At 65.3% G+C, this 25,662-nt stretch carries 24 protein-coding genes; 10 read left to right on the top strand and 14 right to left on the bottom strand.

The genetic code is table 11. The annotated features are described in order from the left end of the window. Positions 1–32 precede the first annotated feature (32 nt). From prmC to OZN62_RS10555, 4 genes are read right to left on the bottom strand one after another with little or no spacing between them, the layout of a single operon-like run. Positions 33–884: a peptide chain release factor N(5)-glutamine methyltransferase gene (gene prmC, locus OZN62_RS10570; RefSeq protein WP_269099660.1), complete on the bottom strand. Its 852-nt coding sequence runs from the start codon at positions 882–884 to the stop codon at positions 33–35. 7 nt (positions 885–891) lie between these two features. After that, positions 892–1,959: a peptide chain release factor 1 gene (gene prfA / locus OZN62_RS10565; RefSeq protein ID WP_269099659.1), complete on the bottom strand. Its 1,068-nt coding sequence runs from the start codon at positions 1,957–1,959 to the stop codon at positions 892–894. Next, complete coding sequence (gene hisS / locus OZN62_RS10560; protein ID WP_269099656.1) at positions 1,956–3,227, bottom strand: histidine--tRNA ligase; 1,272 nt, start codon at positions 3,225–3,227, stop codon at positions 1,956–1,958. The genes prfA and hisS overlap by 4 nt, the downstream gene beginning before the upstream one ends. Before the next feature lie 41 nt (positions 3,228–3,268). Continuing rightward, positions 3,269–4,381 carry an LLM class flavin-dependent oxidoreductase gene (locus tag OZN62_RS10555; protein ID WP_269099655.1) on the bottom strand — a complete coding sequence of 371 codons (1,113 nt, stop codon included), beginning with the start codon at positions 4,379–4,381 and terminating at the stop codon, positions 3,269–3,271. Between the two features lie 162 nt (positions 4,382–4,543). Here OZN62_RS10555 and ppa point away from each other — a divergent pair, with 162 nt between their 5' ends. Together ppa and OZN62_RS10545 are read left to right on the top strand one after the other, a co-directional pair. Further along, a complete protein-coding gene (gene ppa, locus OZN62_RS10550) occupies positions 4,544–5,080 on the top strand; it encodes an inorganic diphosphatase (RefSeq protein ID WP_269099654.1) in 537 nt (178 codons plus the stop codon). Between the two features lie 195 nt (positions 5,081–5,275). Then, positions 5,276–6,106, top strand: a complete 831-nt coding sequence (locus OZN62_RS10545; RefSeq protein ID WP_269099652.1) for a DUF2268 domain-containing putative Zn-dependent protease — start codon at positions 5,276–5,278, stop codon at positions 6,104–6,106. 66 nt (positions 6,107–6,172) lie between these two features. Here the strand turns inward: OZN62_RS10545 and OZN62_RS10540 are convergent, their stop codons facing one another. Together OZN62_RS10540 and OZN62_RS10535 are read right to left on the bottom strand one after the other, a co-directional pair. Continuing rightward, entirely contained in the window at positions 6,173–7,483 is a 1,311-nt protein-coding gene (locus OZN62_RS10540) for a mechanosensitive ion channel family protein (protein WP_269099650.1), read from the bottom strand. 65 nt (positions 7,484–7,548) lie between these two features. Continuing rightward, a complete protein-coding gene (locus OZN62_RS10535; protein WP_269099649.1) occupies positions 7,549–7,938 on the bottom strand; it encodes a hypothetical protein in 390 nt (129 codons plus the stop codon). Between the two features lie 217 nt (positions 7,939–8,155). Here OZN62_RS10535 and lptB point away from each other — a divergent pair, with 217 nt between their 5' ends. Next, positions 8,156–8,920 carry an LPS export ABC transporter ATP-binding protein gene (lptB, locus tag OZN62_RS10530; RefSeq protein ID WP_269102159.1) on the top strand — a complete coding sequence of 255 codons (765 nt, stop codon included), beginning with the start codon at positions 8,156–8,158 and terminating at the stop codon, positions 8,918–8,920. 38 nt (positions 8,921–8,958) lie between these two features. Continuing rightward, positions 8,959–10,407 (top strand): RNA polymerase factor sigma-54, encoded by a 1,449-nt coding sequence (rpoN, locus tag OZN62_RS10525; protein ID WP_269099648.1) that lies wholly within the window; start codon positions 8,959–8,961, stop codon positions 10,405–10,407. 81 nt (positions 10,408–10,488) lie between these two features. Here the strand turns inward: rpoN and OZN62_RS10520 are convergent, their stop codons facing one another. Further along, complete coding sequence (locus OZN62_RS10520; RefSeq protein ID WP_269099647.1) at positions 10,489–12,057, bottom strand: oleate hydratase; 1,569 nt, start codon at positions 12,055–12,057, stop codon at positions 10,489–10,491. A 376-nt stretch (positions 12,058–12,433) separates the two neighbouring features. On the opposite strand from OZN62_RS10520, the gene ctrA reads away from it, so the two are divergent. The 3 genes from ctrA to OZN62_RS10505 all read left to right on the top strand — a co-directional run bounded on the left by ctrA (position 12,434) and on the right by OZN62_RS10505 (position 14,675). Next, a complete protein-coding gene (gene ctrA, locus OZN62_RS10515; protein WP_160486459.1) occupies positions 12,434–13,135 on the top strand; it encodes a response regulator transcription factor CtrA in 702 nt (233 codons plus the stop codon). Between the two features lie 79 nt (positions 13,136–13,214). Beyond that, positions 13,215–13,928: a tRNA (guanine(46)-N(7))-methyltransferase TrmB gene (gene trmB / locus OZN62_RS10510; RefSeq protein WP_269099644.1), complete on the top strand. Its 714-nt coding sequence runs from the start codon at positions 13,215–13,217 to the stop codon at positions 13,926–13,928. A 60-nt stretch (positions 13,929–13,988) separates the two neighbouring features. Beyond that, positions 13,989–14,675, top strand: a complete 687-nt coding sequence (locus OZN62_RS10505) for an SDR family NAD(P)-dependent oxidoreductase (protein ID WP_269099642.1) — start codon at positions 13,989–13,991, stop codon at positions 14,673–14,675. A 9-nt stretch (positions 14,676–14,684) separates the two neighbouring features. Here the strand turns inward: OZN62_RS10505 and OZN62_RS10500 are convergent, their stop codons facing one another. Both OZN62_RS10500 and OZN62_RS10495 read right to left on the bottom strand, forming a co-directional pair. After that, a complete protein-coding gene (locus OZN62_RS10500) occupies positions 14,685–15,728 on the bottom strand; it encodes a class I SAM-dependent methyltransferase (protein WP_269099641.1) in 1,044 nt (347 codons plus the stop codon). A 10-nt stretch (positions 15,729–15,738) separates the two neighbouring features. Continuing rightward, a complete protein-coding gene (locus OZN62_RS10495; protein WP_269099640.1) occupies positions 15,739–18,000 on the bottom strand; it encodes an NADP-dependent malic enzyme in 2,262 nt (753 codons plus the stop codon). A 117-nt stretch (positions 18,001–18,117) separates the two neighbouring features. On the opposite strand from OZN62_RS10495, the gene mutS reads away from it, so the two are divergent. Both mutS and OZN62_RS10485 read left to right on the top strand, forming a co-directional pair. After that, positions 18,118–20,736 (top strand): DNA mismatch repair protein MutS, encoded by a 2,619-nt coding sequence (gene mutS, locus OZN62_RS10490; RefSeq protein WP_269099638.1) that lies wholly within the window; start codon positions 18,118–18,120, stop codon positions 20,734–20,736. Between the two features lie 46 nt (positions 20,737–20,782). Then, positions 20,783–21,205: a YidH family protein gene (locus OZN62_RS10485; RefSeq protein ID WP_269099636.1), complete on the top strand. Its 423-nt coding sequence runs from the start codon at positions 20,783–20,785 to the stop codon at positions 21,203–21,205. Positions 21,206–21,253: 48 nt separating this feature from the next. On the opposite strand, the gene OZN62_RS10480 is transcribed toward OZN62_RS10485, so the two are convergent. Genes OZN62_RS10480 through gluQRS form a run of 3 tightly spaced genes read right to left on the bottom strand, consistent with a single transcriptional unit; the run spans position 21,254 to position 22,904 of the window. Continuing rightward, positions 21,254–21,820, bottom strand: a complete 567-nt coding sequence (locus OZN62_RS10480) for a cob(I)yrinic acid a,c-diamide adenosyltransferase (RefSeq protein WP_269099635.1) — start codon at positions 21,818–21,820, stop codon at positions 21,254–21,256. Between the two features lie 2 nt (positions 21,821–21,822). Beyond that, complete coding sequence (locus OZN62_RS10475) at positions 21,823–22,050, bottom strand: HIG1 domain-containing protein (RefSeq protein WP_269099633.1); 228 nt, start codon at positions 22,048–22,050, stop codon at positions 21,823–21,825. Next, on the bottom strand, positions 22,047–22,904 hold the full coding sequence (gene gluQRS, locus OZN62_RS10470) for a tRNA glutamyl-Q(34) synthetase GluQRS (protein ID WP_269099631.1): 858 nt from the start codon (positions 22,902–22,904) through the stop codon (positions 22,047–22,049). The genes OZN62_RS10475 and gluQRS overlap by 4 nt, the downstream gene beginning before the upstream one ends. Positions 22,905–23,047: 143 nt before the next feature. On the opposite strand from gluQRS, the gene OZN62_RS10465 reads away from it, so the two are divergent. Then, entirely contained in the window at positions 23,048–23,638 is a 591-nt protein-coding gene (locus OZN62_RS10465) for an HNH endonuclease (protein ID WP_269102158.1), read from the top strand. A gap of 1 nt (position 23,639) precedes the next feature. Here OZN62_RS10465 and kynU read toward each other — a convergent pair whose 3' ends face one another. Then, positions 23,640–24,866 (bottom strand): kynureninase, encoded by a 1,227-nt coding sequence (gene kynU, locus OZN62_RS10460; RefSeq protein WP_269099630.1) that lies wholly within the window; start codon positions 24,864–24,866, stop codon positions 23,640–23,642. Beyond that, positions 24,863–25,657 (bottom strand): tryptophan 2,3-dioxygenase, encoded by a 795-nt coding sequence (locus tag OZN62_RS10455; RefSeq protein ID WP_269099629.1) that lies wholly within the window; start codon positions 25,655–25,657, stop codon positions 24,863–24,865. Before OZN62_RS10455 ends, kynU begins: the two co-directional genes overlap by 4 nt. Positions 25,658–25,662: the final 5 nt, after the last annotated feature.

The raw sequence follows: 25,662 nt of genomic DNA, 5'->3' as shown, positions 1-25,662 counted from the left end.
CGGCGTCCTGCGCCGTGGACCTGTCAGCAGAGTTAGCTACTCGAATCCCCTTTGCCAAGCCTTAATCGCAAGACCAGCGCGCGATCCCGTCCGCCAAGATCTTTGTGAGCACATGCAGCAAAGCCATGTTCTTCTGCAATTTCAGCGACAGAACCGGCCTGCAGTGCGCCGATTTCGAGCACCGCCACGCCGGATTCGGTCAACAATTGCAGCAATTGGGGGATGATGGCGCGGTAATCGTCCAGTCCTTCCGGCCCGGCGAAGAGAGCGCTGGCGGGCTCGAAATCGCGCACATCGGGGTCCAGCGCGGCGTCATCCTCCACGTAGGGCGGGTTGGCGAGGAGCAGGTCGAACCGGCCCAGATCGTCGGCCCAGCCCTCGACCAGCCAGCTACGCTCCAGCAGCCGGGCGCGTTCGAGCAGGCCCAGCCGGTCGGCATTGGTCATGGCCACTTCCAGCGCGGCCGGCGAGGCGTCGATGCCCACGCCCTCGGCTTCCGGCAAGTGTGCCAGCACGGTCAGCAGCAGCGCGCCCGACCCGGTGCCGAGGTCCAGCACGCGGCGGGCATCGGGCGCGGCATCGAGCGCGGCCTGCACCACGGTCTCGCTGTCGGCTCGGGGGATGAGGACAGCAGGCGAAACGGTGAAGTCGAGGCCGTAGAATTGCTGTTCGCCCAGCAGGTAGGCCACCGGCTCGCGCGCCAGCCGGCGTTCGACCAGCGGCGCGAAACCATCCGGCTCCGGCTCCTGCATGTGCCGCAGCAGCAGCTCGGAGCGCGAAACGCCCAGCGCGTGGGCCATCAGCAGTTCGGCATCGAGGCGCGCGGTGTCGCTGGTGGACATGAGGCGGGTGGCCGCCTCGCGAATGGCGTCCGAAACGGTCACCGCCGCGTCAGGCGTCCATCGCGGCGAGGCGTTTGGCTTCGTCCTCGGCGATCAGCGCGTCAATCAGCTCGCCCAGCCCGTGCCCTTCCAGCACTTCGGGCAGCTTGTGCAGCGTCAGCCCGATGCGGTGATCGGTGACGCGACCCTGCGGGAAGTTGTAGGTGCGGATGCGCTCCGACCGGTCGCCGCTGCCGACCATGGCCTTGCGCGCCTCGGCTTCGGCGCCATGGGCTTCCTCGCGGCGCTGTTCATAGAGGCGCGCGCGCAGCACCTTCATCGCCTTGTCGCGGTTCTTGTGCTGGCTGCGCTCGTCCTGCATCGCCACCACGATCCCGGTGGGGATGTGGGTGATGCGCACGGCGGAGTCGGTAGTGTTGACGTGCTGCCCGCCCGCACCGGACGAGCGGTAAATGTCGATGCGCAGGTCGTTCTCGTCAATGGAGACGTCGACCTCGGTCGGCTCCGGCAGCACGGCGACGGTCGCAGCGCTGGTGTGGATGCGCCCACCGCTCTCGGTGACGGGCACGCGCTGCACGCGGTGCACGCCGCTTTCGAACTTCAGCTTGGCGAACACGCCCTGCCCGGTGACGTTGGCGACGATTTCCTTGAAGCCGCCGACTTCCGCCGCGTTCATGGAGACAGGTTCGACCTTCCAGCCCTGCTCGGCGGCGTATTTCTCGTACATGCGATAGAGGTCGCCCGCGAACAGCGCGGCCTCGTCACCACCGGTGCCAGCGCGGATTTCCAGCATCGCGGGGCGACTGTCGGCGGCGTCCTTGGGCAGCATGGCAATGGCCAGCTGGCGCTCGGCCTCGGGCAGCTGCTTCTTCAGCGCCTCCAGCTCCTCTTCCGCCATGGCCTTCATCTCCGGGTCGGAGAGCATCTCCTGCAGGCCGGCGATTTCCTCGCGCATGGCGGAGACCTGCGCGGCGACCTTGGCCACCGGCTCCAGCTCGGCATAGTCGCGGCTGGCCTGGACGAACTCCTCGCCCTCCAGCTGGCCCGAGGCCATGCGCGCCTCCAGCTCCGCAAAGCGGTTGGCGATTTGCGCCAGGCGTTCGGCGGGGATGGTCACGGCGTGTCGAAATCCGAATTGGCGAAGATCGCCTCGATCCGCAGCACCGAGTCCGGCACCCGACCGTGCTTCTTCAGCGTGCCGGTCGGCTTACCGTCGCGCACGTCGAGCGAGATGATGATGCCCGGATCGGTCTTGCGCGCGCGGTCGAAGCGCTTGCGCGGGCTGCCGGTGGCGAACAGTTCGGTCTCGAAGCCGTGGCGCCGCAGGCTGGCGACCAGTTCCATGGCGTCCGTCTCGCGTTCGGGGTTCTCGGCCACGACGGCAACGTCTGCCCCGCCTTCGCTGGCGCAGTCGACCAGCATGGCCAATCGTTCGATGCCCGCGGCCCAACCGACCGCCGGGGTCGGCGCGCCACCCAGGCTTTCCATCAGCCCGTCATAGCGACCGCCGCCAAGGATGGTGCTCTGGCTGCCCAGGGCATCGGCAGCGGCGGTGCCTTCGTCGGGAATGAACTCGAAAGCGGTGTGGCGATAGTAGTCGAGCCCGCGCACCAGGCTTTCCGCGCGCGCCCACTGCACGCCCGCTGCATCCAGCCCGCTGGTGACCGCCTCGAAGAAGGCGGCCGCCTCGTCCGAGAGGAAGGCGTCGATCTTGGGCGCATCGGTCACGAACTTGCGGTCGCGCGGATCCTTGCTGTCGAGGATGCGCAGCGGGTTCTTGTCGAGCCGTTCCTGCGAATCCTCGGAAAGCTCACCCCGCACCGCGCCGAAATAATCGACCAGCGCCGCGCGCCAGGCTTCGCGCGTGTCGGCATCGCCCAGCGTGTTGAGGTGCAGGGTGATGCCCTTGATGCCCAGTTCGCTCAGCAGCTGGTCGGCCATGGCCAGCAGCTCCACGTCAGCCTGCGGTTCGGCGGCGCCGATGATCTCCGCATCGATCTGGTGGAACTGGCGATAGCGACCCTTCTGCGGTCGCTCGTAACGGAAGATCGGCCCGTGCGTCGCGGCCTTCAGCGGCGCGTGCTGCTGCCAGCCGTTGGTCAGGAAGGCGCGGCAGATGCCGGCAGTGAATTCCGGGCGCAGCGTCAGGCTGTCGCCGCCGCGATCCTCGAAAGTGTACATCTCCTTCGAGACGATATCGGTGGTCTCGCCGATCGAGCGGGCGAAAACCTCGGTCTTCTCGAACACGGGCATCTCCACCCGGCGGAAGCGATACAGCTTGCGCACGCGCTCGAAGGTCTCGACCACGAAGGCAAAGGCCTCGGCATCGGGGCCGAAAATGTCCTGCGTGCCGCGAATGGCCTGAGGGGTTTTACTCTTGCTCATGGGACGCAGCCCTTAGGCCGCGCCCCGTCAACGCGCAATGGCTACTCCGCCGCCTCGAGGAAGCGATCGTCGATGCTGGTCTCGGCTTCCCAGCTCTTCAGCTCGGGCAGCACTTTCTCCGCGAACAGACGGATGTTCGCCAGCGACTCATCCTGCGGCATGCCGCCGTAATAGAGGTGCGGGAAGAAGCCCTGCGGGCCGTATTGTTCCTTCAGCTCCCACATGTGGTCGAGCACTTCCTGCGGCGTGCCCGCCACCGCGCCGCGGCCGAAGCCGGCGGAATACTGCTCCACCTCTTCGGGCGTCTTGAGCATCATGTTCTCGTAATGCTCGTAGCCCTTGATGTTGGCATAGGTGCCGGGCTTGTCGAGGTGGTAGTTGGTGACGGCCGCGCGCATGGTCTGCGAGAGGAAATGGTTGCCGCGCTCGCGGGCATAGTCGCCATCCTCGTGGACGTAGTAGTTGCCCGAGAGCATCGGCGCGGGCGGCTGGCTGCCGGGTCCGTTCACCTCCTGCCACACGTCGAGATACTTGTTCTCGGCCGGCTTGGTGCCGCGCTGCGGGATGGAGAGGATCATGTTGCCGAAGCCGTGCTTGGCGGCGGAATACATCGAATTGCCCGACAGGCTGCCGCAGAACTTGCGCCCCTCGAAGCTCTTGATCGGGCGCGGCCGCAGCTCCACCCGCGGGATCTTGCCGAACTCGCCCTCGCCTTCGAGAATACCGGTTTCCAGCGCCGGGATCAGCACGTCCAGCGTATCGTTGTAGAGCGCCCGGCTGCGGTTCTGGTCCACGCCAAGGCCGGCGAATTCATGCGCCGCCAGCCCGCCGCCGAAGCCGAGGATGCAGCGGCCGTTCGACAGGATATCGAGGTTGATGATCTTCTCCGCCAGCCGCGCCGGGTTGTGCCACGGCACGATGATGCACTGTGTGCCCAGCTTCACGTGCTTGGTCTTGGCCGCGATATAGGTGAGCAGCTGCAGCGGGTCGTTGGACATCGAATAGGTGGAGAAGTGGTGCTCGGTGATCCACACCGAATCGAAGCCCAGTTCCTCCGCCAGCAGCAGGTTGGAAATCTCCTGCCGGATGAAATTGTCGTCCGAACCGTAATCCCCGCCCTGATAGGCAAAGCCGGTCGCCATCCCTACGTGCATCGCTTGTTCCTCCCCAAAACGACTCTCGTTGATTTTGTCCATGAATGTGCGCCTGTTTTTCGCGCTTGGCAATGAGGGGGCTGGGCAAGCGCGTTTTGCTGGGCTAGGCGCGCGCTCGAATTGGGAGGGGATGCCGCTAAACCTCAAAGGGAATGAGCATCCATGCGTATCGAACATATCCCGGTCGGCGACAATCCGCCCGAGAGCCTGAATGTGATCATCGAAGTCCCCACCGGGGGCGAGCCGGTGAAGTACGAGTTCGACAAGGCGTCGGGCGCGCTGTTTGTCGACCGCATCCTGCACACGCCGATGCGCTATCCGGCGAACTACGGCTTCGTGCCGCACACCCTCAGCCCCGATGGCGACCCGCTGGATGCGCTGGTGATCGCCCGTTCGCCCTTCATCGCCGGCTGCGTGGTGCGGGCCCGCCCGATCGGCGTGCTGAACCTGGAAGACGAGCACGGCGGCGACGAGAAGCTTATCTGCGTGCCGGTGGACACCACCTTCCCGTACTATTCGGACGTCGGCGAAACCAAGGACCTGCCGAGCATCATCTTCCAGCAGATCGAGCACTTCTTCACCCACTACAAGGACCTGGAAGCCGAGAAGTGGGTGCGCATCGGCGCCTGGGGCGATGCCGCCGAAGCGCGCCGCATCACGCTGGAAGCGATCGAGCGCTACGAGGCCGAGAAGAAGTAGGATTGCCAAGGCGGGGCCCTCTCGTCGGAGTGTAGGGCGTGATTCGACCTGCTTGCTTCCATACGCTTGCTGGCTGACAGGCGCAGCCGGTGGGCCAGCAACCGGGGCCGGCAGAGACAGATCAGCGGTTCATCGAGGAATTCAGGCGCGCTCGCCAACTTGCAGCGATACCAAGCCATCGGGTCTGTGCAGACCATGTCGGCGCGCAGCCCACAATTGGCTGTATCGGAATGTAATACGATGAAAATACTGAAAACTCTGGCTTTCGGCACCGCGCTGGGTGCGTCGCTTGTCACCTCCGCACAGGCCAACGAAACGGTTGGCGCCGTTCATGGCACTTTCGAGAATACTGACGAGTTCACCTTTACCGATGAGCAAATGGCGCACATCGACGGCGTCCTCGAAGAAACGTACGCGCGTGTCGCCGAAGTCTTTCCCGAAGTCGCCGATCAAGTGAGCGTTGCTGTCCTCGCCGTGAACCGGCCGGCACTCGATCCCCTGGGCGGCGTTGCAGGCCGTGCCGACAGGCCGGACGAACTCGTTGTCGAAATTTCGCAGACCTATCCCGACGGGATCGACGGGGCGATCGAAGATGGCATGGCGCCAACCTTTGCCCACGAACTGCACCATACCGTCCGCGGCTGGACCATGAACGGCAACCATTTCGGGCATGGTATCCAGATCGCGGCTGTCAACGAAGGGCTGGCGACAGTCTTTGCCGAGGAATTGCTCGGCGAAGTGAACCAATCCGACCTCCCGCCCGCAGATATTGAGGCGTGGGCTGAAGAGGTTCTCGCGCTACCCATCGATGCCAACTATGGCGAATGGATGTTCCTGCATCCGGACGGTCGCGTAGCAATCGGCTATCGTACCGGCAGATGGGTCGTACGCCGCGCGATGGAGCGTTCCGGCCTGGACATAACCGAGCTGACCAGACTGACGCCGGCAACCATCTGGCAACTCGCCGGATTTGACTGGGATCGTCAACTGCGCCGCAGCGCTAGCATCGCCTCAACCGCACACTGAAGCGCGTAACGCAGCCAGTGTCGGCCATCCACGCAATAGCCGACACCAGCTGCAGCGATCTGCCGCTTACTCCACCGGGCGGGATTGATCGAGCAGGTCTTTCTCGCCCGCTTCCCTGTCGGCCCGCTCTTCCTCCACCATCCGCGCGATTTCGTCTGCCGGCTTGACGTCGGTCTCCTCTTCCGTTGCCGCAGCGGGGGCGTGGCGCGCCGGTGCCTCGCTTGCCGCCAAGGCCGGGCCGGAAGTGGCGATGGGCGCGCTGCGCGGATCGACGCGCAGGCGGTAGATCGGTTCGGGAATGGCGAAGCCCGCGCCTTCCAGCGCCTCCTTCACCGCCGGGATCGCCTGGCTCCTGGCCTTGTACCAGTCAGTCTCGCGCTGATCGATCCAGCCGAGGAAGCGCAGCACGATATTGGAATCGCCCACCGCTTCCACCCGCGCCTGCGGTTCCGGGGTAGCGAGCACGAAATCGAGGCCCTTGAGCACTTCCACGCCAAGGTGGCGCGCGGCCGTCGGGTCGTCGTCGGCGTCGATCCCTAGGTCGAAATCGAAGCGCCGCTCCGGGTTGCGGGTGTAGTTGAGGATCACCGCCTTGAAGACGGCGGAATTGGGAATGCGCAGGTGATTGCCATCCAGCGTCATCAGGATGGTCGCGCGGCTGGTCAGGCGGATCACCCGCCCTTCGTGCTGGTCGATCACCACCCAGTCGTTGGCGCGGAACGGCTGGCGCAGGCTCAGCATCAGGCTGGCGACGTAGTTCTCAACCGTATCGCGCATGGCGAAGCCCAGCGCGATGCCGATCACGCCCGCGCCGCCCAGCACCGCGCCCATCAGCGTGCCGGCCCCGACCATGTCGAGCGCCGCCACCACGCCGAGGATGACGAAGACGAAGCGGATGGCGCTGCGGATCAGTTCGGTCAGGAAGCTGTTGGGCGCGAGCCTTCGCCAGATGCCGGTGAGCGAGGACAGCAGGTAGCCGAAGCCGATGATCAGCAGCGCCACCAGCAGCGCCACGGCGATCAGCGGCAGCATCTGGGTGAAGTTGGACAGGCGCTCGCCGAAGCCGCCCAGTCCCTCCTCGAAGTCGACCGACAGGTCGCGCTCGATGTCGTTTTCGACCGTGACGACGCCCTCGACACCGACGGCGATGGCCGCCGCCCTATCGACCGCGGCCTCGTCCGGCGCCAGCCCGGCCAGCGTCACCACGCCATCGCTCACCGACACGGTGACCTGCGCCAGGCTGGGGACATTGGCGAAGATGTTGCTCAGCCGCGCGGCGATGCGTTCGTCTGCCCCGGCGTCCTGTTCCTGCTCGATGGAACCGGCCGCAGGCGTGGTCGTCGCCTCTGGCTCTGCGGTAGGTTCGGGAAGCAGCACGGTGGCATGAGCCTGCGCACTGCAGAGCGCCAGCGCGAGGCCGGCGAAAAGGCGGATCAGCCGCTTCAGAACAGTGCGCTGAGGCCCTTGAAGCCCAGCGTCAGCACCACCGGCAGGCCGACAACCGCCGCCCACATCAGGGTCACTTCGCGCTTGAACGCCGGGGCCAGCGCCGGATCGGTGGCCTGCTCTTCGGAGAGGCCTTCCCAGCGCATTTCGAACCAGCGGCAAGCCGGGATGATGGCGGCGACCAGGATTACCAGCGCCAGGTAGGGCAGCATCGAACCGTTGCCGGTCTTGAGCTGCGTCATCGTTCCGAAGATGTGCAGGCCGGTGTAAACCAGCAGGCCGAAGGCGACGTGATCGCTGATCTTGCGCCGCCAATCGAGCTTCTGCCCGGTGCTTGTCTGCGCGCTTTCCTGCGCCTGGTGTTGCTGTTCGAGCGCCTTTGGCATCCGCGAACTCCTCTCCAATCCCGATTCGGAGGTATTCCAGAGAGCCGGTTTGCTTGCAAGTGCGTCAACCATATGTTCAGCCGAAGGTGGGAACACCGGGGCCTGACATGCAGGAATCTTGCCAAACACCCTTCAAAGCCGCCGCCAAAGTGCTAGATGCCCGGTTATGAGCGCGCTTGACGACGAATTCCTCGACGAGAAGGCCCTGGCCGAAGCCATGGCGGAAGCCCCGCACAATGCGGCGCCGGACCTGCCCCCCGACGGCGGACTGGAAGTCGTCTCCATCGCCAAGAGTTATGACAAGCGGGCCGTGCTGTCCGATATCTCGTTGACCGTCGCCAAGGGCGAGGTGCTGGGCCTGCTCGGCCCCAACGGCGCGGGCAAGACCACCTGCTTCTATTCGATCATGGGGCTGGTGAAGCCCGACAGCGGCCGCATCATGATGGACGGCGTCGATGTCACCAAGCTGCCGATGTATCGCCGCGCGATCCTGGGCCTGGGCTATCTGCCGCAGGAAACCAGCATCTTCCGCGGCATGACGGTGGAGCAGAACATCAACTGCGTGCTGGAGATGGTGGAGCCGGACAAGGCCACCCGCGAGCAGGAGCTGGAGCGGCTGCTGGAGGAATTCCACATCACCCGCCTGCGCGACAGCCCGGCCATGGCGCTGTCGGGCGGTGAACGCCGCCGCTGCGAAATCGCCCGCGCGCTGGCGGCCAAGCCCTCGATCATGCTGCTCGACGAACCGTTCGCCGGCATCGACCCGCTCTCCATCAGCGACATCCGCGATCTGGTGAAGGACCTGAAGCGGCGCGGCATCGGCGTGCTGATCACCGACCACAACGTGCGCGAGACGCTGGATATCGTCGACCGCGCCTGCATCATCTACGGCGGCCAGGTGCTGTTCGCCGGCAGCCCGGCGGAACTGGTGGCCGACGAGAACGTGCGACGGCTGTACCTGGGCGAACACTTTGAGCTGTGATGCCACTGCGACAATGATTCTCGCGCGGGAGGGCTGATATGGCTCTGGGGCCAAGACTAGACCTCAGGCAATCGCAATCGCTGGTGATGACGCCGCAGTTGCAGCAGGCGATCAAGCTGCTGGCGCTGTCGAACCTCGAAATCGAAAGCTTCGTGGGGGATGCGCTGGAAAGCAATCCGCTGCTGGAAGCGGGCGAGGTGCGCGCCGAGGACAGAGAGGCCCCGCCCGAAAGCGCCGAGCCGCAAGTCCACGATTCCACCCCGGGTGATGGCGAGCAGGCGCTCGACATCGATCCCTCCGCCATCGACACCGATCGCGATACCGGCGACTGGTCGGCGCAGATGTCCGGTCCCGGCGGCCCGGCCGAAGGCCCGGACCTGGAAAACCGCAGCGACGAGGAGCTGTCGCTGGCCGATCACCTCGACCTGCAGGTGGGCGCCGCCGCGCCCGACGCGCAGACCGAATTCATCGCCCGCCACATCGTCGGCCTGCTCGACGAGGCCGGCTACCTCACCGGCGACCTGCGCGAGATCGCCGTCAGCCTCGGCGTGCCGCTGGCGCAGGTGGAGGCCGCGCTGAAAGTGGTCCAGTCGCTCGACCCCACCGGTGTCGGTGCGCGCAGCCTGTCCGAATGCCTGGCGCTGCAGGCGCAGGAGGCGGACCGCTACGACCCGTGCATGCGGGTGCTGCTCGACAACCTCGAACTGGTGGCCAAGGGCGCCTTCGCCCACCTCAAGCGCATCTGCGACGTCGATGATGAGGACCTGGCCGACATGCTGGCCGAACTGCGCAGCTACGATCCCAAGCCGGGCCTGCAGTTCGGCGGCGGCACCAGCGCGGCGGTGGTGCCGGACATCCTGCTCTCCACCGGCAAGGACGGCGCCTGGGACATCCAGCTGAACGAGGCGACCCTGCCGCGGCTGGTGGTCAACCGCAGCTACTACCTGGAACTGAAGGACGGCTGCACCGGCAAGGAAGCCAGGGGCTGGCTGAGCGAGAAGCTGGCCGATGCCAACTGGCTGATCAAGGCGCTGGACCAGCGGCAGAAGACCATCCTGAAGGTGGCGGCAGAGATCGTGAAGCAGCAGGACGGCTTCTTCCGCCGCGGCGTATCCGAACTGCGCCCGCTGACGCTGGCCAAGGTGGCCGAGGCCATCGAGATGCACGAAAGCACCGTCAGCCGCGTCACCAGCAACAAGTTCCTCCACTGCGACCGCGGCACCTTCGAACTGAAGTACTTCTTCACGTCGGGCGTGGGTTCGGCCGACGGCGAAGGCGCCAGCGCGGAAGCGGTAAAGGCCCGCATCAAGGCCCTGACCGACGCCGAGGACCCGAAGAAGATCCTCTCCGACGACAAGCTGGTGGAACTGCTGAAAGCCGAAGGCTTCGACCTGGCGCGCCGCACCGTCGCGAAATACCGCGAGGCCATCGGGATTGGCTCATCCGTGCAGAGAAGGCGCGCGAAGAAGTTGCAGGCGATGGGGTGATGAGCGATGGCGCCAAAACTCAACGCGTGTTGCCACCCAAATCGAAGGCTGGCGTAGGTAACGCCAGCGCACCTACCCCCATCAACCTTTGAGCATTTGGCGTGCCGCTCTGAGCATCACTGGCAGGTTCCTGTTCGACCTGACAACCGGTGGTGGTGGTGGAATTTGCCCAGTCATCTCATGGACGGCCTGCCAAGCCGAGCGAACCGAATATTCGACAGTGAAGACACAATCGCGCGGTTGTTCGCAATACTGACCGATCACGGAAAAATTCTCGGCGCCCTCGGGGCGGACCGGTGGTCGGTCGCCCTGCTTGCGAGGCATGAACTGGCTGGTGATGAACGGCATCCTGCATGGAATGACCTTCGCTCCGTCAAACCACCGCCTCTGGCTGTCTTCAAGGCGCAGTTGCCCGGCCAGCTCGGTCAGGATCTCAGATCCTGTCGCCTCATACATCGGCTTCTGAGTGTAGTCGCCGCGTCGATCGCCGGTCAGTCCGTAACCCCATAAGGTAGTGGCGCCGGATGGTTGGCCTCGAAAATGTGGCTGGTGGAAGACGACAATCGACATCAACCAGCCGGAATCGACAAACGTAACAAGGCCGCCCGTTCCGCTCTCATTCCCACTGAACCGCTCCATGTATTCGAGGAATTCGGAGTTATCGAGCGTAACTGTGAAGGAGTGCCAAGCAGTCTTCTCCGGTTGCCCGCAGAACGCAGTCGGATTTCCCAAGCCCTCATTTTCTTTCGCCAGTTTCTGCCACAATCTCCAAGCTGGCCCAGGGGTATCTGTCTGCGTAGGCGGGACGTGATTTGTCCCGAGGCTCGAAGCGTCGGTCATCGAGCCGAGGGTCAGGTAAACGCGGTCGCGGCCGCGCACCGGGATTACCTCTCCATTATCGAGCAAGATGCTCGTGACACGCCTCGCAGCCAAGTCACCCTCGATCCCGATGTCCGTGACCGCCAATCCTGTCCTGAATTGGACGCCGCGGGCGGCCAGCCAATCGTGCATTGGCAGGATCAGCGAGTCATGCTGGTTGTAACGCGTCCTCAGAACGCCCCTCAACCGTGTCAGGCCCGGGAATAGATGAATGAAGCGCCGCATGTATCGACGCATCTCGGCAAGCGAATGCCACGGTGAGAAGGAGAACATCGTCGCCCACAAGAGCCAATAGTTCGTCTGGAAGAATTCGGCCCTGAACCATGACTCGATGGTCCGGCCATCCAAGCTCTTCTCGCTTGCCATCATCAACCGCAGCATTGCGGCCTTGTCAGCCCAGGTCAGTTTCAGACTGTGGCGATCAGCGATCTTCCGGCCGTTCCTGACCAATCGGCAGTCCGCATTGCTTACGACCTGCTCGTTGAAGGTGCGGATATCTTCCGACACGGTAATTGATGGGTCGTCGACGCTGGGAAATGTATCGAACAAGTCAAACGTGCAGCGAAAGTTCTTTTCGAACATCCTGCCGCCACGCGTGGAGAAGCCCTTGGCCATCGTCCCGGCACCATCCAGGCTGCCGCCCAGAACGTCGGACTGTTCGATGATGCAAATGGATCGGCCGTCAACTGCGGCGTCACGGATCAGCAGCGTTGCTGCCGCAAGCGATGCGACGCCTCCCCCGATCAAGAAGTGATTTGTATCGGAAGCCACCCCTCAAGACTCTCCGCAATGATCCATCGGTACGGCACAGGGTACTGCGCACGAGCCTTTCCTACAAACACAGAGCCATGGCTCATGCCACGGCAAGAAGCTGCAATTTCACGCTCGCGCTACCCGCTAATTCTCTCGCCCCAGGACACTGTTCCAGATGTTCCACATTAGCGCCGCGCCGCCCAAACCTTGCGACCGCCACCGGTCCAAAAGGGCAGGAAATTAACGGGAAACACCTGTGACTCGAAAGACTCACCCGGAAAGTCTTAACGCCGCAAACTCTTTATTAACCTTTTTTGGTGAGAAGTGGCGTGGTTAATTCCGGGCAACGGCTCCTCTCAGGGGCTAACCTGTGGGGACACAAAGGGGTAATACGATGCGCGTTCTGCTGATCGAAGACGAGCCGACAACCGCCAAGGCGATCGAGCTGATGCTCACCACCGAAGGCTTCAATGTCTACTCGACCGACCTGGGCGAAGAGGGCCTCGATCTGGGCAAGCTGTATGATTACGACATCATCCTGCTCGACCTGAACCTTCCTGACATGCACGGCTATGACGTGCTCAAGAAGCTGCGCGTCGCCAAGGTGCAGACGCCGGTGCTCATCCTCTCCGGCATTGCCGAGATGGACAGCAAGATCCGCTCGTTCGGCTTCGGTGCCGACGACTACGTGACCAAGCCGTTCCACCGTGACGAGCTGGTTGCCCGCATCCACGCCGTGGTGCGCCGTTCGAAGGGCCACAGCCAGTCGATCATCCGCACCGGCAAGCTGGCGGTGAACCTCGATGCGAAGACCGTCGAAGTCGACGGTGCCCGCGTCCACCTGACCGGCAAGGAATATGCGATGCTGGAGCTGCTCTCGCTGCGCAAGGGCACCACGCTGACCAAGGAAATGTTCCTCAACCACCTCTATGGCGGGATGGACGAGCCGGAACTGAAGATCATCGACGTGTTCATCTGCAAGCTGCGCAAGAAGCTCTCCAGCGCCTGCGGCGGCGAGAACTATATCGAGACGGTCTGGGGCCGCGGCTATGTGCTGCGCGATCCGGACGCGGCGGAAGAAACCGAAGCCGCCTGAAACTGACACCCTGGACGGGACAGGAAACGCCCCGGAAGCCCTTGCGCTTCCGGGGCGTTTGTCTTTAGGCGCTGCCGGCATGACGGCTTACAAGGACGGCGATCCCACCACCCTCAACCGGCTCTACGGCCGCTCGGTCGGCAAGCCGCTGCGCGCGGCGCAGCAGGAACTGGTCGACAACCTGCTGCCGCAGATCGCCGTGCCGGAAGAAGGTCCGGTGACGGCCGAGCGGCTGTTCGGCGAGGATTGTCCGCTGCATTTCGAGATCGGCTTCGGCGGCGGCGAGCACCTTGCCTACCGTGCCGACATGCTGCCCAACCACGGCTTCATCGGGGCCGAGCCGTTCCTCAACGGCGTGGCGCAGGCACTCACACATGTGCGTGACCAGCAGCTCGCCAATGTCCGCATCCACGCCGGCGACGCGCTGGAAGTGCTCAGCCGCGTGCCCGACGGCGCGCTGACCATGGTCTACCTGCTGCACCCCGATCCCTGGCCCAAGGCGCGCCATGCCAAGCGGCGGATGATGAACGACGGCCCGGTGCGAATGATCGCCGACAAGCTGAAGCCGGGCGGCGAATTCCGGTTCGGCACCGATCACCCGATCTACGTGCGCCACGCACTGATGGTGATGCGCCGCTTCACCGACCCTGAGACCGGTCCGTTCGAATGGGTAGCCGAAGGCCCGGACGATTTCCGCATTCGCCCCTCCGGCTGGTGCGAGACGCGCTACGAGCACAAGGCGCGCACGCAAATGGGGCACGAGGTCTGGTATTTCCGCTATCGGCGGAAATAGGCGGAACGCTCGGGTGCCTGTACCCGTTCGGTCCGAAAGAGTTGAAAGGATCGAACAGCAATGAGTGACAAGACTGCCATCGTCATCGGCGCCTCGCGCGGGATCGGGCTGGGACTCGCCAAAGAGCTCGCCAGCCGCGGCTACAGGGTGATCGCCACCGAGCGCAGCGAAAGCGAAGGCCTGCGCGAAGCGGCTGAACGGCACCGCCCGCAGATCGAGATCGCCACTTGCGACGTGACCGACAAGGACAGCGTGGCCGGCCTGACAGACAGGCTCACCGCAGGCTCGGTCGATCTGCTGGTGGTCAACGCCGGGGTCTACGGTCCGGATGACCAGTCGCTTGCCGCGCTGGAGCGCGAGGCGGTCGCCGACATCATCGACACCAATGCGGTCGGGCCGGTACAGGCCGCGCTCACCTTGCTACCGCTGCTGAAAAAGGGCGGCACCATCGGCATGATGACCAGCAAGATGGGATCGATCGACGATTCGTCGGGTGGCGCGAATTACTACCGCCTCAGCAAGGTGGCGCAGAACATGCTTTCGCGCTCGCTGTTCGAGAGCCACGCGAAGGAGCGCGGCGTCGGGGTAATCTCGCTGCATCCGGGCTGGGTGCAGACCGACATGGGCGGCCCCAATGCGCTGATCGACGTGGAGACCAGCGTGAACGGAATGCTCGACCTGCTGGAAGCGGAAAGCGAGCCGCGCCACGTTTTCCTTGCCTACGACGGCAGCACGGTGCTCTGGTAAGCGCCGCGCTTACCGGCGCGAGAGTTGCACCCATTGGCTGTTGCCCAGCTGGCCCGCCGTCGCCAGCTTGACCGCCGCTGATGCGTGGGCCGCCGTGTAGGCCAGCCCCAGTCCGGCACGCAGCGCAATCTTCACGGGCGAGGCGCTCATCCGCTCCACCCGGTTGGCGAGCGTGCCACTTTCCTGCATCTCGCGCAGGTAACGATACTTCACGAACTGCTTGAGCTTGGGCGCCGGGCCTTCGGGCTCGTATTCCAGCGCATCGAGCCGCCACCCGCCCCGCTCCGCAAGCGCTTCGAACGCCTTCTTGGTATACCGCCCGACATGGTTGGGCGGCATGTCGAGCAAGCTGCCATTCAATTCGTTGAAGGCCATGCGCGTGTCCGAGGGGACTGCCGCGAGCACCTTCACGTCTGGCGTGCCGAGTTCGGCGAACTTGGCCAGCACGGCGTGCGGCCTGTCGAGGTGCTCCAGCACCTGGAACAGGCAGGCGACATGGATCGGGCCGGGCAGGTCGCCCGGCGTGAGTGCGGAATAGTCCTTGGCCAGCGCCGTCGCGCCCAGCTTGGCGATCTCCTGCCGGCCGAATTCGGAATAGTCGGTGCAAGTGATGTTCGCCGGCTTCAGCCCGGCCGCCACCAGCATGCGCGTAAAGTTGCCCATGCCCGCGCCCAGTTCGAGCACGCGGACATTCTCCAGCCCGATTGCACGCAGTTTCGGATCGGAAGCGATCGCCTCGACCGAGCGGCGGAATTCCCACTTGTCGGCCGGGTAAGTCGTGCGCTCGTAGGCCAGCGTATAGAATTCCATGTCGCCGCCGACATGCGGTTCGGCATGGACGAAGCCGCAACCTGTGCACTCTACCAGCGCCACTTCTGCGCCGTTCCACAACCGCGCAATTGCCGCCGTCAGCCTGGCATGCCGTTCCGGCTGCACTTCACGCAGGACGAAGTGCTGCGCCGCTTCCTCCGCGCTCCGGCGATAGAGCACCTGGCCCTGCCCGTGTCCGCAGACCGGGCAGGGCGAAGCGATGGCATCCCTCTGGTAACGCATGGAAAAGTGCCTAGCCGACGATCCCCGCACTGGCCAGCACCGCCAGCGTCAGCACGTCCGGCGCGATGGAGGTCATCGGGGCGATCTGCACCGGCTTTTCCGAACCGATCATCAGCGGGCCGATGGTGGTATCGCCGGACAGTTCGCGCAGCAGCTTGGCCGAGAGGTTGGCGCTCTGCAGGCCGGGCATGATCAGCACGTTGGCCGGGCCGGACAGGCGGCTGAACGGATAGAGCTGCATCACCTTCGGGTTGAGTGCGGCATCCGGTGCCATCTCGCCTTCGTATTCGAAGCCGGGGTCCTCGGCATCGAGGATGGCCACGGCATCGCGGATATTGCCCAGCCACTGGCCCGACGGATTGCCGAAGGTGGAATAGGACAGGAAGGCGACGCGCGGTTCATGCCCCATGCGCCGCGCTACGGCAGCGGTTTCCTTGGCGATATGCGCCAGCTGCTCGGCACTCGGGCGTTCGTTGATGGTGGTATCGGCAAGGAAGGTGGTGTGGTTCTTGCCGATCACCATGTGGATGCCGAACGGCGTCGCACCCGGCTTCGCATCGATCACCTTGGCGATCTCCCGCGCGGTCTGGCTGAAGGTGCGGGTCAGACCGGTGATCATGCCGTCGCCATGGCCCAGCGCCACCAGCAGGGCGGCAAAGACGTTGCGCTCCTGGTTCACCATGCGGCGCACGTCACGCTCGGTATAGCCGCGCCGCTGCAGGCGCTTGTAGAGATAGTCCACCATCGGCTCGATGCCTTCAAAAGTGGCCGAGTTGGCGATCTCGTAGCTGTCGGGATCGTCGACCCCCAGTTCGACCAGCTTCTCGTGCACCTTCTCAGTCCGGCCGACGAGGATCGGCGTGCCGTAGCCGAAGTCGCGGAACTGGATCGCGGCGCGCAGGGCGACGTCCTCTTCCGCTTCGGCAAAGACCATCCGCTTCGGGTTGGCCTTGGCGTCCTCGTAAACGCGCGTGAGCACCGAGGTCGTCGGGTTGAGCCGCGCGCGCAGGGCGTGGGCATATTCGTCGAAATCCTCGATCGGATCCTGTGCCACGCCCGAATCCATCGCCGCCTTGGCCACGGCGCAGGATACCCGTTCCATCAGGCGCGGATCGAACGGCGCCGGGATGATGTACTCGCGGCCGAACTGGTGGTTCTTGCCATAGGCGGCGGCCACTTCCTCGGGCACGCGCTCACGCGCCAGCTCGGCAATCGCTTGCGCTGCGGCGACCTTCATTTCCTCGTTGATGGCGGTAGCTCGCACATCCAGTGCGCCGCGGAAGATGAAGGGGAAGCCCAGCACGTTGTTGACCTGGTTGGGGAAGTCACTGCGCCCGGTGGCGATGATGGCATCGGGACGCACGGCCTTGGCCTCGTCCGGCATGATTTCCGGCGTCGGGTTGGCCATGGCGAAGATGATCGGCTGGTCGGCCATGTCGGCCACCCATTCGGGCTTCAGCGCGCCGGCGGCGGACAGGCCGAGGAAGATGTCGGCGCCCTTCAGCGCCTCTTCCAGGCTGCGTGCCTCGGTCGGCACAGCATGGGCGCTCTTCCACTGGTCCACGCCGTCGCGGCCGGGATAGATCGGGCCGGAACGGTCGCAGACGATGACGTTCTCGTGCGGCACGCCGACGGACTTGATCAGCGCAGTACAGGCCAGTGCCGAGGCGCCTGCGCCGTTCACCACCATCTTCACGTCCTTCAGGTCGCGACCGGTCAGGTGGCAGGCGTTGATCAGGCCGGCTGCAGCGATGATCGCCGTGCCGTGCTGGTCGTCGTGCATGACCGGGATCTTCATCCGCTCGCGCAGGGCCTGCTCGATGATGAAGCATTCAGGGGCCTTGATGTCCTCGAGGTTGATGCCGCCGAAGGTCGGCTCCATCAGCGCGACTGCCTCGATGAAGGCGTCGGGGTCCTCGGTGGCCAGCTCGATGTCGATGGAATCGACGTCGGCGAAGCGCTTGAACAGCACCGCCTTGCCTTCCATTACCGGCTTTGACGCCAGCGCGCCAAGGTTGCCCAGGCCAAGGATGGCCGTGCCGTTGGAGATCACGGCGACCAGGTTGGAGCGGGCGGTATATTTCGCCGCCAGTGCGGGATCGCGGGCGATCTCTTCCACCGGGACCGCGACGCCGGGCGAATAGGCCAGGCTCAGGTCGCGCTGGGTGGTCATCGGCTTGGAGGCGATGATCTCGATCTTACCGGGGCGAATCGTCTCGTGGTAGAACAGCGCTTCGCGCGCAGTGAAGCTGGTATTCTTCTCGTCAGCCAAAACTATGTCTCCCTCTGGCTGGGCACGCCATAGAGCGGGTTTTGCCGCTGCGATAGGGGAAAGCAAGCTTGCCGCCCTTCCCGAATCGGCGCGCACCCCTGTAATCGCTCTGGCTCCATGGCCGGCACCGCAACCCCGATGATGCAGCAGTATTTCGACCTCAAGCGTGAGGCCGGGGACTGCTTGCTGTTCTATCGCATGGGTGACTTCTTCGAACTGTTCTTCGACGACGCGAAGCAAGCGGCGGGGGTGCTCGATATCGCGCTGACCACCCGCGGGGAGCATGACGGCGAAGCCGTGCCGATGTGCGGCGTGCCGGTGCATTCGGCGGAAGGCTACCTCGCCCGGCTGATCCGCGCCGGCTGCCGGGTGGCGATTGCCGAGCAGGTGGAAACGCCGGACGAGGCGAAGGAACGCGCCAAGCGCGAAGGCTCGCCGGTGTCGAAGGCGCTGGTGAAGCGCGACATCGTGCGCTTCGTCACTGCCGGCACCTTGACCGAGGAAGCCCTGCTGGAACCGCGCCGGGCGAACATGCTGGCAGCGATCTGCGATGTGCGCGGCACCTGCGGCGTCGCCGCCTGCGACATCTCCACCGGCGCGATGCAGCTGGAGGAATGCACGCCCGAACGCCTGCCTGCCGTGCTGGCGCGGATCGGCGCGAGCGAGGTCGTCGCGCCCGAAGGCTGGGACGAGGCGCCCTTCGATGCGGTGATGCGGCCGCGCGGGGACTTTGCCAGCGATGGCGGGGAGGCGCGGCTGAAGAAGGTGCACGGTGTCGCCACGCTGGACGGGTTCGGCCAGTTCAGCCGCGCCATGCTGGCCGCCGCCGGTGGCCTTGTGGCCTACCTCGAGCATGCCGGGCGCGGCAGCCTGCCGCTGCTGCTGCCGCCGGCCTTGCGCGCCAGTGGCGAACACATGGCGATGGACGAGGCGACCCGTGCCAGCCTGGAAATCCTCGTCAGCCAGCAGGGCGGACGCACCAATTCGCTGATCGCCGCCATCGATCGCTGCGTTACCGGCGCCGGCGCGCGGCAACTGGCGGAGGACCTCTCCGCCCCCTTGGCGGACCGTGCAGCAATCGAAGCACGGCTGGCGCTGGTGCAGTTCATGCTCGACGACCCGCTGCTGCGCGAGGACGTGCGCGGCCTGCTGCGCGGGCTGCCCGATATCGGACGCGCATTGGGGCGGTTGGTGGCCGGGCGCGGCAGCCCGCGCGACCTCGGCCAGGTCCGCGACGGCCTGCTCGAAGCGCGCCGCCTGCACGAACTGCTGCGCGGCAAGGGCGACCGTCCGCCGCTGCTCGACGACCTGCTGCCGCGCCTTGCGGGCCATGGCGAGCTGACCGACCTGCTCAGCCGCGCGCTGGTGGCCTCCCCGCCGACCGAGCGGCAGAGCGGCGGCTACATCGCGGAAGGCTACGACGCGTCGCTCGACGAGTTGCGCGAAGTCTCCGGCAATGCCCGGCGCGCCATCGCGGCGATGGAAGCACGCTACCGCGAGGAGACCGGCACGCCCTCGCTCAAGATCAAGCACAACGGCGTGCTGGGCTATTTCATCGAGGTGCCGAGCAAGCACGCCGACAAGCTGATGGCGGCGGACAGCGGCTTCACCCACCGCCAGACCATGGCCAATGCGGTGCGCTTCAACTCGCTGCACCTGCACGAGGAAGCCAGTCGCATCGCCGAGGCCGGCGGCCGCGCGCTGGCCGCCGAGGAAGCGCATTTCGAGGAACTGGTGGAGCGCGTCTCCGCCCGGCGCGAGGCGATCGCGGCGACGGCGGCGGCGCTGGCGCGGCTCGACGTCGCGGCTGGGCAAGCGGAACGGGCGAGCGATGGCGAATGGTGTCGCCCCGAAGTCACCGAGAACCCGGTGCTGTCGGTGGAGGCGGGCCGTCACCCGGTGGTCGAGGCTGCGCTGGCCGCCAGCGGCGAGCGCTTCGTCGCCAACGACTGCGCCCTCTCGCAGCGTGACCGGCTGTGGCTGGTCGGTGGCCCCAACATGGGCGGCAAGTCGACCTTCCTGCGGCAGAACGCGCTGATCGTGCTGATGGCGCAGGCAGGCGGCTTCGTACCTGCCCGCAGCGCCACGGTGGGGCTGGTAGACCAGCTGTTCAGCCGCGTCGGCGCCTCGGACAACCTTGCCCGCGGGCGCTCGACCTTCATGGTCGAGATGGTCGAGACCGCTGCCATCCTCAGCCAGGCGACCGAGCGCAGCTTCGTCATTCTCGACGAAGTGGGGCGCGGTACCAGCACCTATGACGGGCTGGCGCTGGCATGGGCCGTGGCCGAGGCGATCCACGAGACCAACCAGAGTCGCTGCCTCTTCGCCACGCACTATCATGAGATGGCGCGCCTGGCGGAGACCTGCGTCGCGCTCTCGCTGCATCACGTTCGCGCCAAGGAATGGAAGGGCGACCTCGTGCTGCTGCACGAACTGGCCGAAGGCGCGGCGGACCAATCCTACGGCCTTGCCGTGGCCAAGTTGGCCGGCGTGCCGCCGCTGGTAGTGAAGCGCGCACGCTCGGTGCTGGACAAGCTGGAGAAGGGTCGTGCCGAGACTGGCGGCCTTGCTGCCGGCCTCGGCGAATTGCCGCTATTCGCCGCCGTCGCGCATGAGCCGGACGAGGATCGCGACGAATTGCGCGAGGAATTGCAGGCGCTCGATGTCGACGCCCTCACTCCTCGCGAGGCCCTTGACCTGCTGTACCAATTGAAGCGGAAGGCGGACGAGGACTGACCTCGCCACGTTTGGCGAAAACTCGAAGCTGGGCTAGATCCGGTCCATGGCGCAGGATGATCCCGAACAGCACGAAAGCGCTGACGACAAGAGCACGCAGTGGGCCGAATATCGTACCGACTGGGCCGAAGATCGCACCATCATGGCGCTGGAGCGCACCTTTGCCGGTTGGATGCGCACCGCTTTTGCAGCCATCGCAATAGGCATCGGCTTCAACGCGCTGTTCGGCGAGTTCGACCCGCCGTGGCTGGCCAAGGCCATCGCCACACTGTTCATCGCGCTGGCCATCGTGTTTGCCATCAGCGCCCAGCGTCGGGCGCTGCGGGCGTTCGAGAGGCTATCGTCGCACGCGGTGGATTCGCCCAGTCTGCCCAACCTCAAGTTCATCGCCTACGCCATTTCGGCCGGAGCGGGCTTGCTGATAGTGGCGCTGTGGGTACTGAACGACGGGACGCTCGGCGACGTCTAGTCTCCTCCGCCGAACGAATGGGCAGCAAAGGGGCCTGGCGCCGAGACGTTAGCGGTTGGCGCCCGGTGTCCAGAGCACGTCGCCGCGCCCTTCGTCGTTGGCAATGCGGGCAGCGGTGAAGAGATAGTCCGACAGGCGATTGACGAAGGCCAGTGCCGCCGGATTGACCGGCTCGACTGCGGCCAGCGCAGTCATGCTGCGTTCGGCGCGCCGGGCCACCGTGCGCGCCTGGTGCAATCGGGCCGCAAGTTCGCTACCGCCGGGCAGGACGAAGCTGGTGAGCGGCTCCAGCCGTTCGTTCAGCGCATCAATGCGTTTTTCCACCCAGTCGACCTGCGCTGGGACGATCCGCAACACCATTTCCGACGGCTCGAAGTCGTCACCGGGAGTGGCAAGGTCCGCGCCCAGGTCGAACAGGTCGTTCTGCAAGCGAACCAGATCGCCCTTGAGATCACCGGTGGCTGCCGCAGCAGCAAGCCCGAGAGAGGCATTTACCTCGTCCACGTCGCCCACCGCCTGCATGCGCGCCGCATGCTTGGGCAGGCGAGACCCGTCGACGAGGCCGGTCGTGCCGTCGTCCCCGGTCCGGGTGTAGATCTTGTTGAGCTTGACCACCCCTAGCTGTTGATCGCCAGCAGGACGGCAACGACCACAATCGCCAGCGCCTGGTACTTGATGCGGGCGAACATGGCCTTGTTCTGCTTTTCCATCAGCAGCTTGGAGTTCTCCCCGCCGGTTTCCAGGTCGACCTTGGTGGTCTGCAGGAAGGCGACGATGCCGCGCACCAGCGACACCACGACCATGATGGCGAGGACGGCGATGAGGATGACTAGGATAGTGTTCATGAACCACCATGTGGGAAGCGTGCCAGGGTAATGCCACACGGCATTTGGCCCATGCGCAGCCGCTCGGCAAGCGCGCGGCCATCTTCGCCCGCTTCGCGCAGCTCGGTCAGGCCGAAGCCGCGTTCGCCGGACTTGCTGCTTTTCGCCAGTTTCTTGCCATCCTCGCCCAGCAGCAGGCCGTGATGGTGCCAGCGCGGCACCGGCAGTTCGAGCAGTTCCTGCAGCAGGCGGTGGATGTGGCTGGCGAAGAACAGGTCCGACCCGCGCGTCACCAGCGTCACGCCATCGACGGCATCGTCCAGCGTGACCGCGAGATGGTAGCTGGCCGGCGCATCCTTGCGCACCAGCACCACGTCGCCGAACTGGCGCGGGTCGACCTCGATCACCCCGGCACGCTCGTCTTCCCAGCTCAGCGGCCCGGTGCGCGCCATGGCCTTTGCCATGTCCAGCCGCAGCGCGGCGGGGCGCGCGGGATCGAAGTTCTCGCCCTTGCAGGTGCCGGGATAGATCATGCCTTCGGGGCCGATCTCCGGCTCCAGCGCCTGGATCTCCGCGCGGGTGCAGGTGCAGCGATAGAGTAGCCCCTCGTTCATCAGTCGGCGCGCCGCCGCCTCGTAGGTGTCGAGCCGGGTGGACTGGTCAGGCACGTCCTCCCACTCCAGCCCCAGCCACGCGAGGTCGCGGCGAAAGTCGTCCGCCAGCTCGGGGCGCGAGCGGCCGCCGTCGATATCCTCGATCCGCAGCAGGAACCGGCCGCTAGCCTGCTTCGCCAAGTCATGCGCGACGATCGCGCTGTAGGCGTGGCCCAGGTGCAGCGGGCCGTTGGGGCTGGGGGCGAAACGGGTGACGATCATCGGTTCGCAGGCTCATGCCACAGAGCCGTCCATGTGAATATCCCTGTGGAAAGGCTGTCTGTAACAGGGTTGACGCTTTCCCGTGCAAGTGCACATTCCAGATCAATCAGGGAGGGCACAGAAACGTGTTCAAAGCCGAACTGATCGAACGGGCCGCGAAGTTTCGCAGCGCAGACGATGACCCGACGCGGAAGCTGGAAAGTTGCCCCGCGCTGGTCCTCAATGCGGACTACACGCCGCTCTCCTACTACCCGCTCAGCCTCTGGCCCTGGCAGACCGCGATCAAGGCGGTGTTCCTCGAACGGGTGGATATCGTCGCCAGCTACGACCGGGCGGTGCACTCGCAGTCACTCGACATGAAGGTGCCCAGCGTCATCGCGCTGCGGCAATATGTGAAGCCCAGCCAGTTCCCGGCCTTCACCCGCTTCAATCTGTTCCTGCGCGACAAGTTTTCCTGCCAGTACTGCGGCAGCCAGCAGCACCTCACCTACGACCATGTCGTGCCGCGACGCCTGGGCGGGAAGACGACCTGGGAGAACATCGCCACCGCCTGCGCGCCCTGCAACATGAAGAAGGGCGGGCGCACGCCCGAACAGGCGAACATGCGGCTGCATGTCGACCCGATCCGGCCGACCAGCTGGCAGCTGCAACAGCACGGCAAGGGCTTCCCGCCCAACTACCTGCACGAAACCTGGCGGGACTGGCTCTACTGGGACATCGAGTTGGAGGAGTGACCTAGGTCACCGCTCCCCTTTCGGCATACTCCGGCTTCCGCCATTCCTCGCTGTCGAGAATGTCGCGCAACTCGCTCACCGCCCGCCAGCAGTCGGCGAAGCGGACATAGGCGGGAGCGAAGCCGAGGCGCAGCACATCGGGTGCGCGGAAGTCGCCGATCACCTTGCGCGCGATCAGCGCCTGGCACAGCTCGTAGGCATGCTCGTGCCGGAACGAGAGCTGGCTGCCGCGCCGTTCGGGGTCCGCCGGAGAGATGCAGGGCAGTTCCGGCACCACCTCCGCCATGGCGGCGCGCGTGAATTCGGACAGCTGGCGCGACTTGCCGACCAGCGCTTCGATACCGATGGCGGACATCAGGTCCACACCCACTTCCAGCGCGCTCATCGCGATGATCGAGGGGGTGCCGCAGAGCAGCTTCTCGATGCCGGGGGCAGGCTCGTAATCGTCGCGGAATTCGAAGGGGGCCTTGTGCCCCATCCAACCGCTTAACGGTTGCTTCAGTGCCGCCAGGTGCCGTTCAGCGACGTAAGCGAAAGCCGGCGCGCCGGGGCCGCCGTTGAGGTACTTGTAGCCGCAGCCGACCGCGAAATCCGCGCCTGCCGCGTCCAGCTCCACCGGCACCGCGCCCGCGCTATGCGACAGGTCCCACAGCACCAGCGCGCCGGCATCGTGCGCAGCCCTGGTGAGGCGGGCCATGTCGAACATGGCACCCGACTTGTAGTGCACATGGGTCAGCAACAGCAGCGCCACGTCGTCGCCCAGTGCAGCTTCGATGGCATCGCGGTCGACCAGTCGCCGCTCGGCAAGTCCCTGTTTTTCAAGTCCTTCGATCATGTAGAGATCGGTCGGGAAATTGCCGGGTTCGGACAGCACGACCTTGCGCCCGGGACGCATCGCCAGGGCCGCAGAAATCAGCTTGAACAGGTTGACCGAAACGCTGTCGGCACAGACCACTTCATGCGGCCTGGCCCCCACCAGCGCGGCGATCTTGGCGCCCAGTTTCTGCGGCAGGTCGATCCAGCCGGCGTCGTTCCAGCTGCCGATCAACCCCTCGCCCCATTCGCCGCGCACCACCTGCTCGACGCGCGCCAGCGTCGCCTTGGGCAAGGCGCCGAGCGAGTTGCCGTCGAGATAGGCGACGGCAGGGTCGAGCAGGAATTCGCCGCGCCACCCGGCCAGCGGGTCGGCAGCATCCAGCCGTTCGGCTTCGGCCTGCCAGTTGCTCACAGCTCGGTCCTGACGGCCAGCAGTTCGGGGAAGAACCCCTGCTTCAGCACGCTTTCGAGGTAGGGGACGCCCGCCGTGCCGCCTGTGCCCCGCTTGAAGCCGATGATCCGTTCCACCGTCTTCAGGTGACCGAAGCGCCAGCGCTGGAAATGGTACTCGAGGTCGACCAGCTTTTCCGCCAGTTCGTAGAGGTCCCAATGGGTGTTCGGGTCGCGATAGACCTGGGCCCAGGCCTCGGTGACTTCCGGGATGGCCTTGTGCGGCCCGTCGAATTCGCCCTCTACCAGTCCTGCCGGAATGGCAAAGCCGCGCTTGCGCAACAGCCGCAGCACCTCGCCGTAAAGGCTGGGCCGGGCCAGTTCGGCGCGCAGCTTCGCCGCCACTTCCGGCGTCGCCTCGTGCATGGTCACCATGTCGGGATTGCGGCCGCCGAGGATGAATTCCATCAGCCGGTACTGGGCCGACTGGAATCCGCTGGACGAACCGAGGTGCGGGCGGATCAGCGAGTAATCGTGCGGTGTCATCGTCGCCAGCACGTCCCAGCTGGAAATCAGCTGCCGCTGTGCCTGCGCCACCCGGGCAAGCATCTTGAAGGCCGGTGACAGGTCATCCGCGATCACCAGCTCGCGCGCGGCTTCCAGCTCGTGCAGGCACAGCTTCAGCCACAGCTCGCTGGCCTGATGGACGATGATGAACAGGAACTCGTCATGCGCATCGGACGCGGGATGCTGCGCCGACAGGATGCGCTCCAGATCGAGGTATGAGGAATAGGTGACGTCGCGCTTTGCCATGCCAG

Origin of the sequence: Aurantiacibacter sp. MUD11 (assembly GCF_026967575.1) — a bacterium.
GTDB lineage: Bacteria > Pseudomonadota > Alphaproteobacteria > Sphingomonadales > Sphingomonadaceae > Alteraurantiacibacter.
Note: the sequence above shows the minus strand (reverse complement) of the source record. Positions and strands in the feature narration are given on the sequence as shown.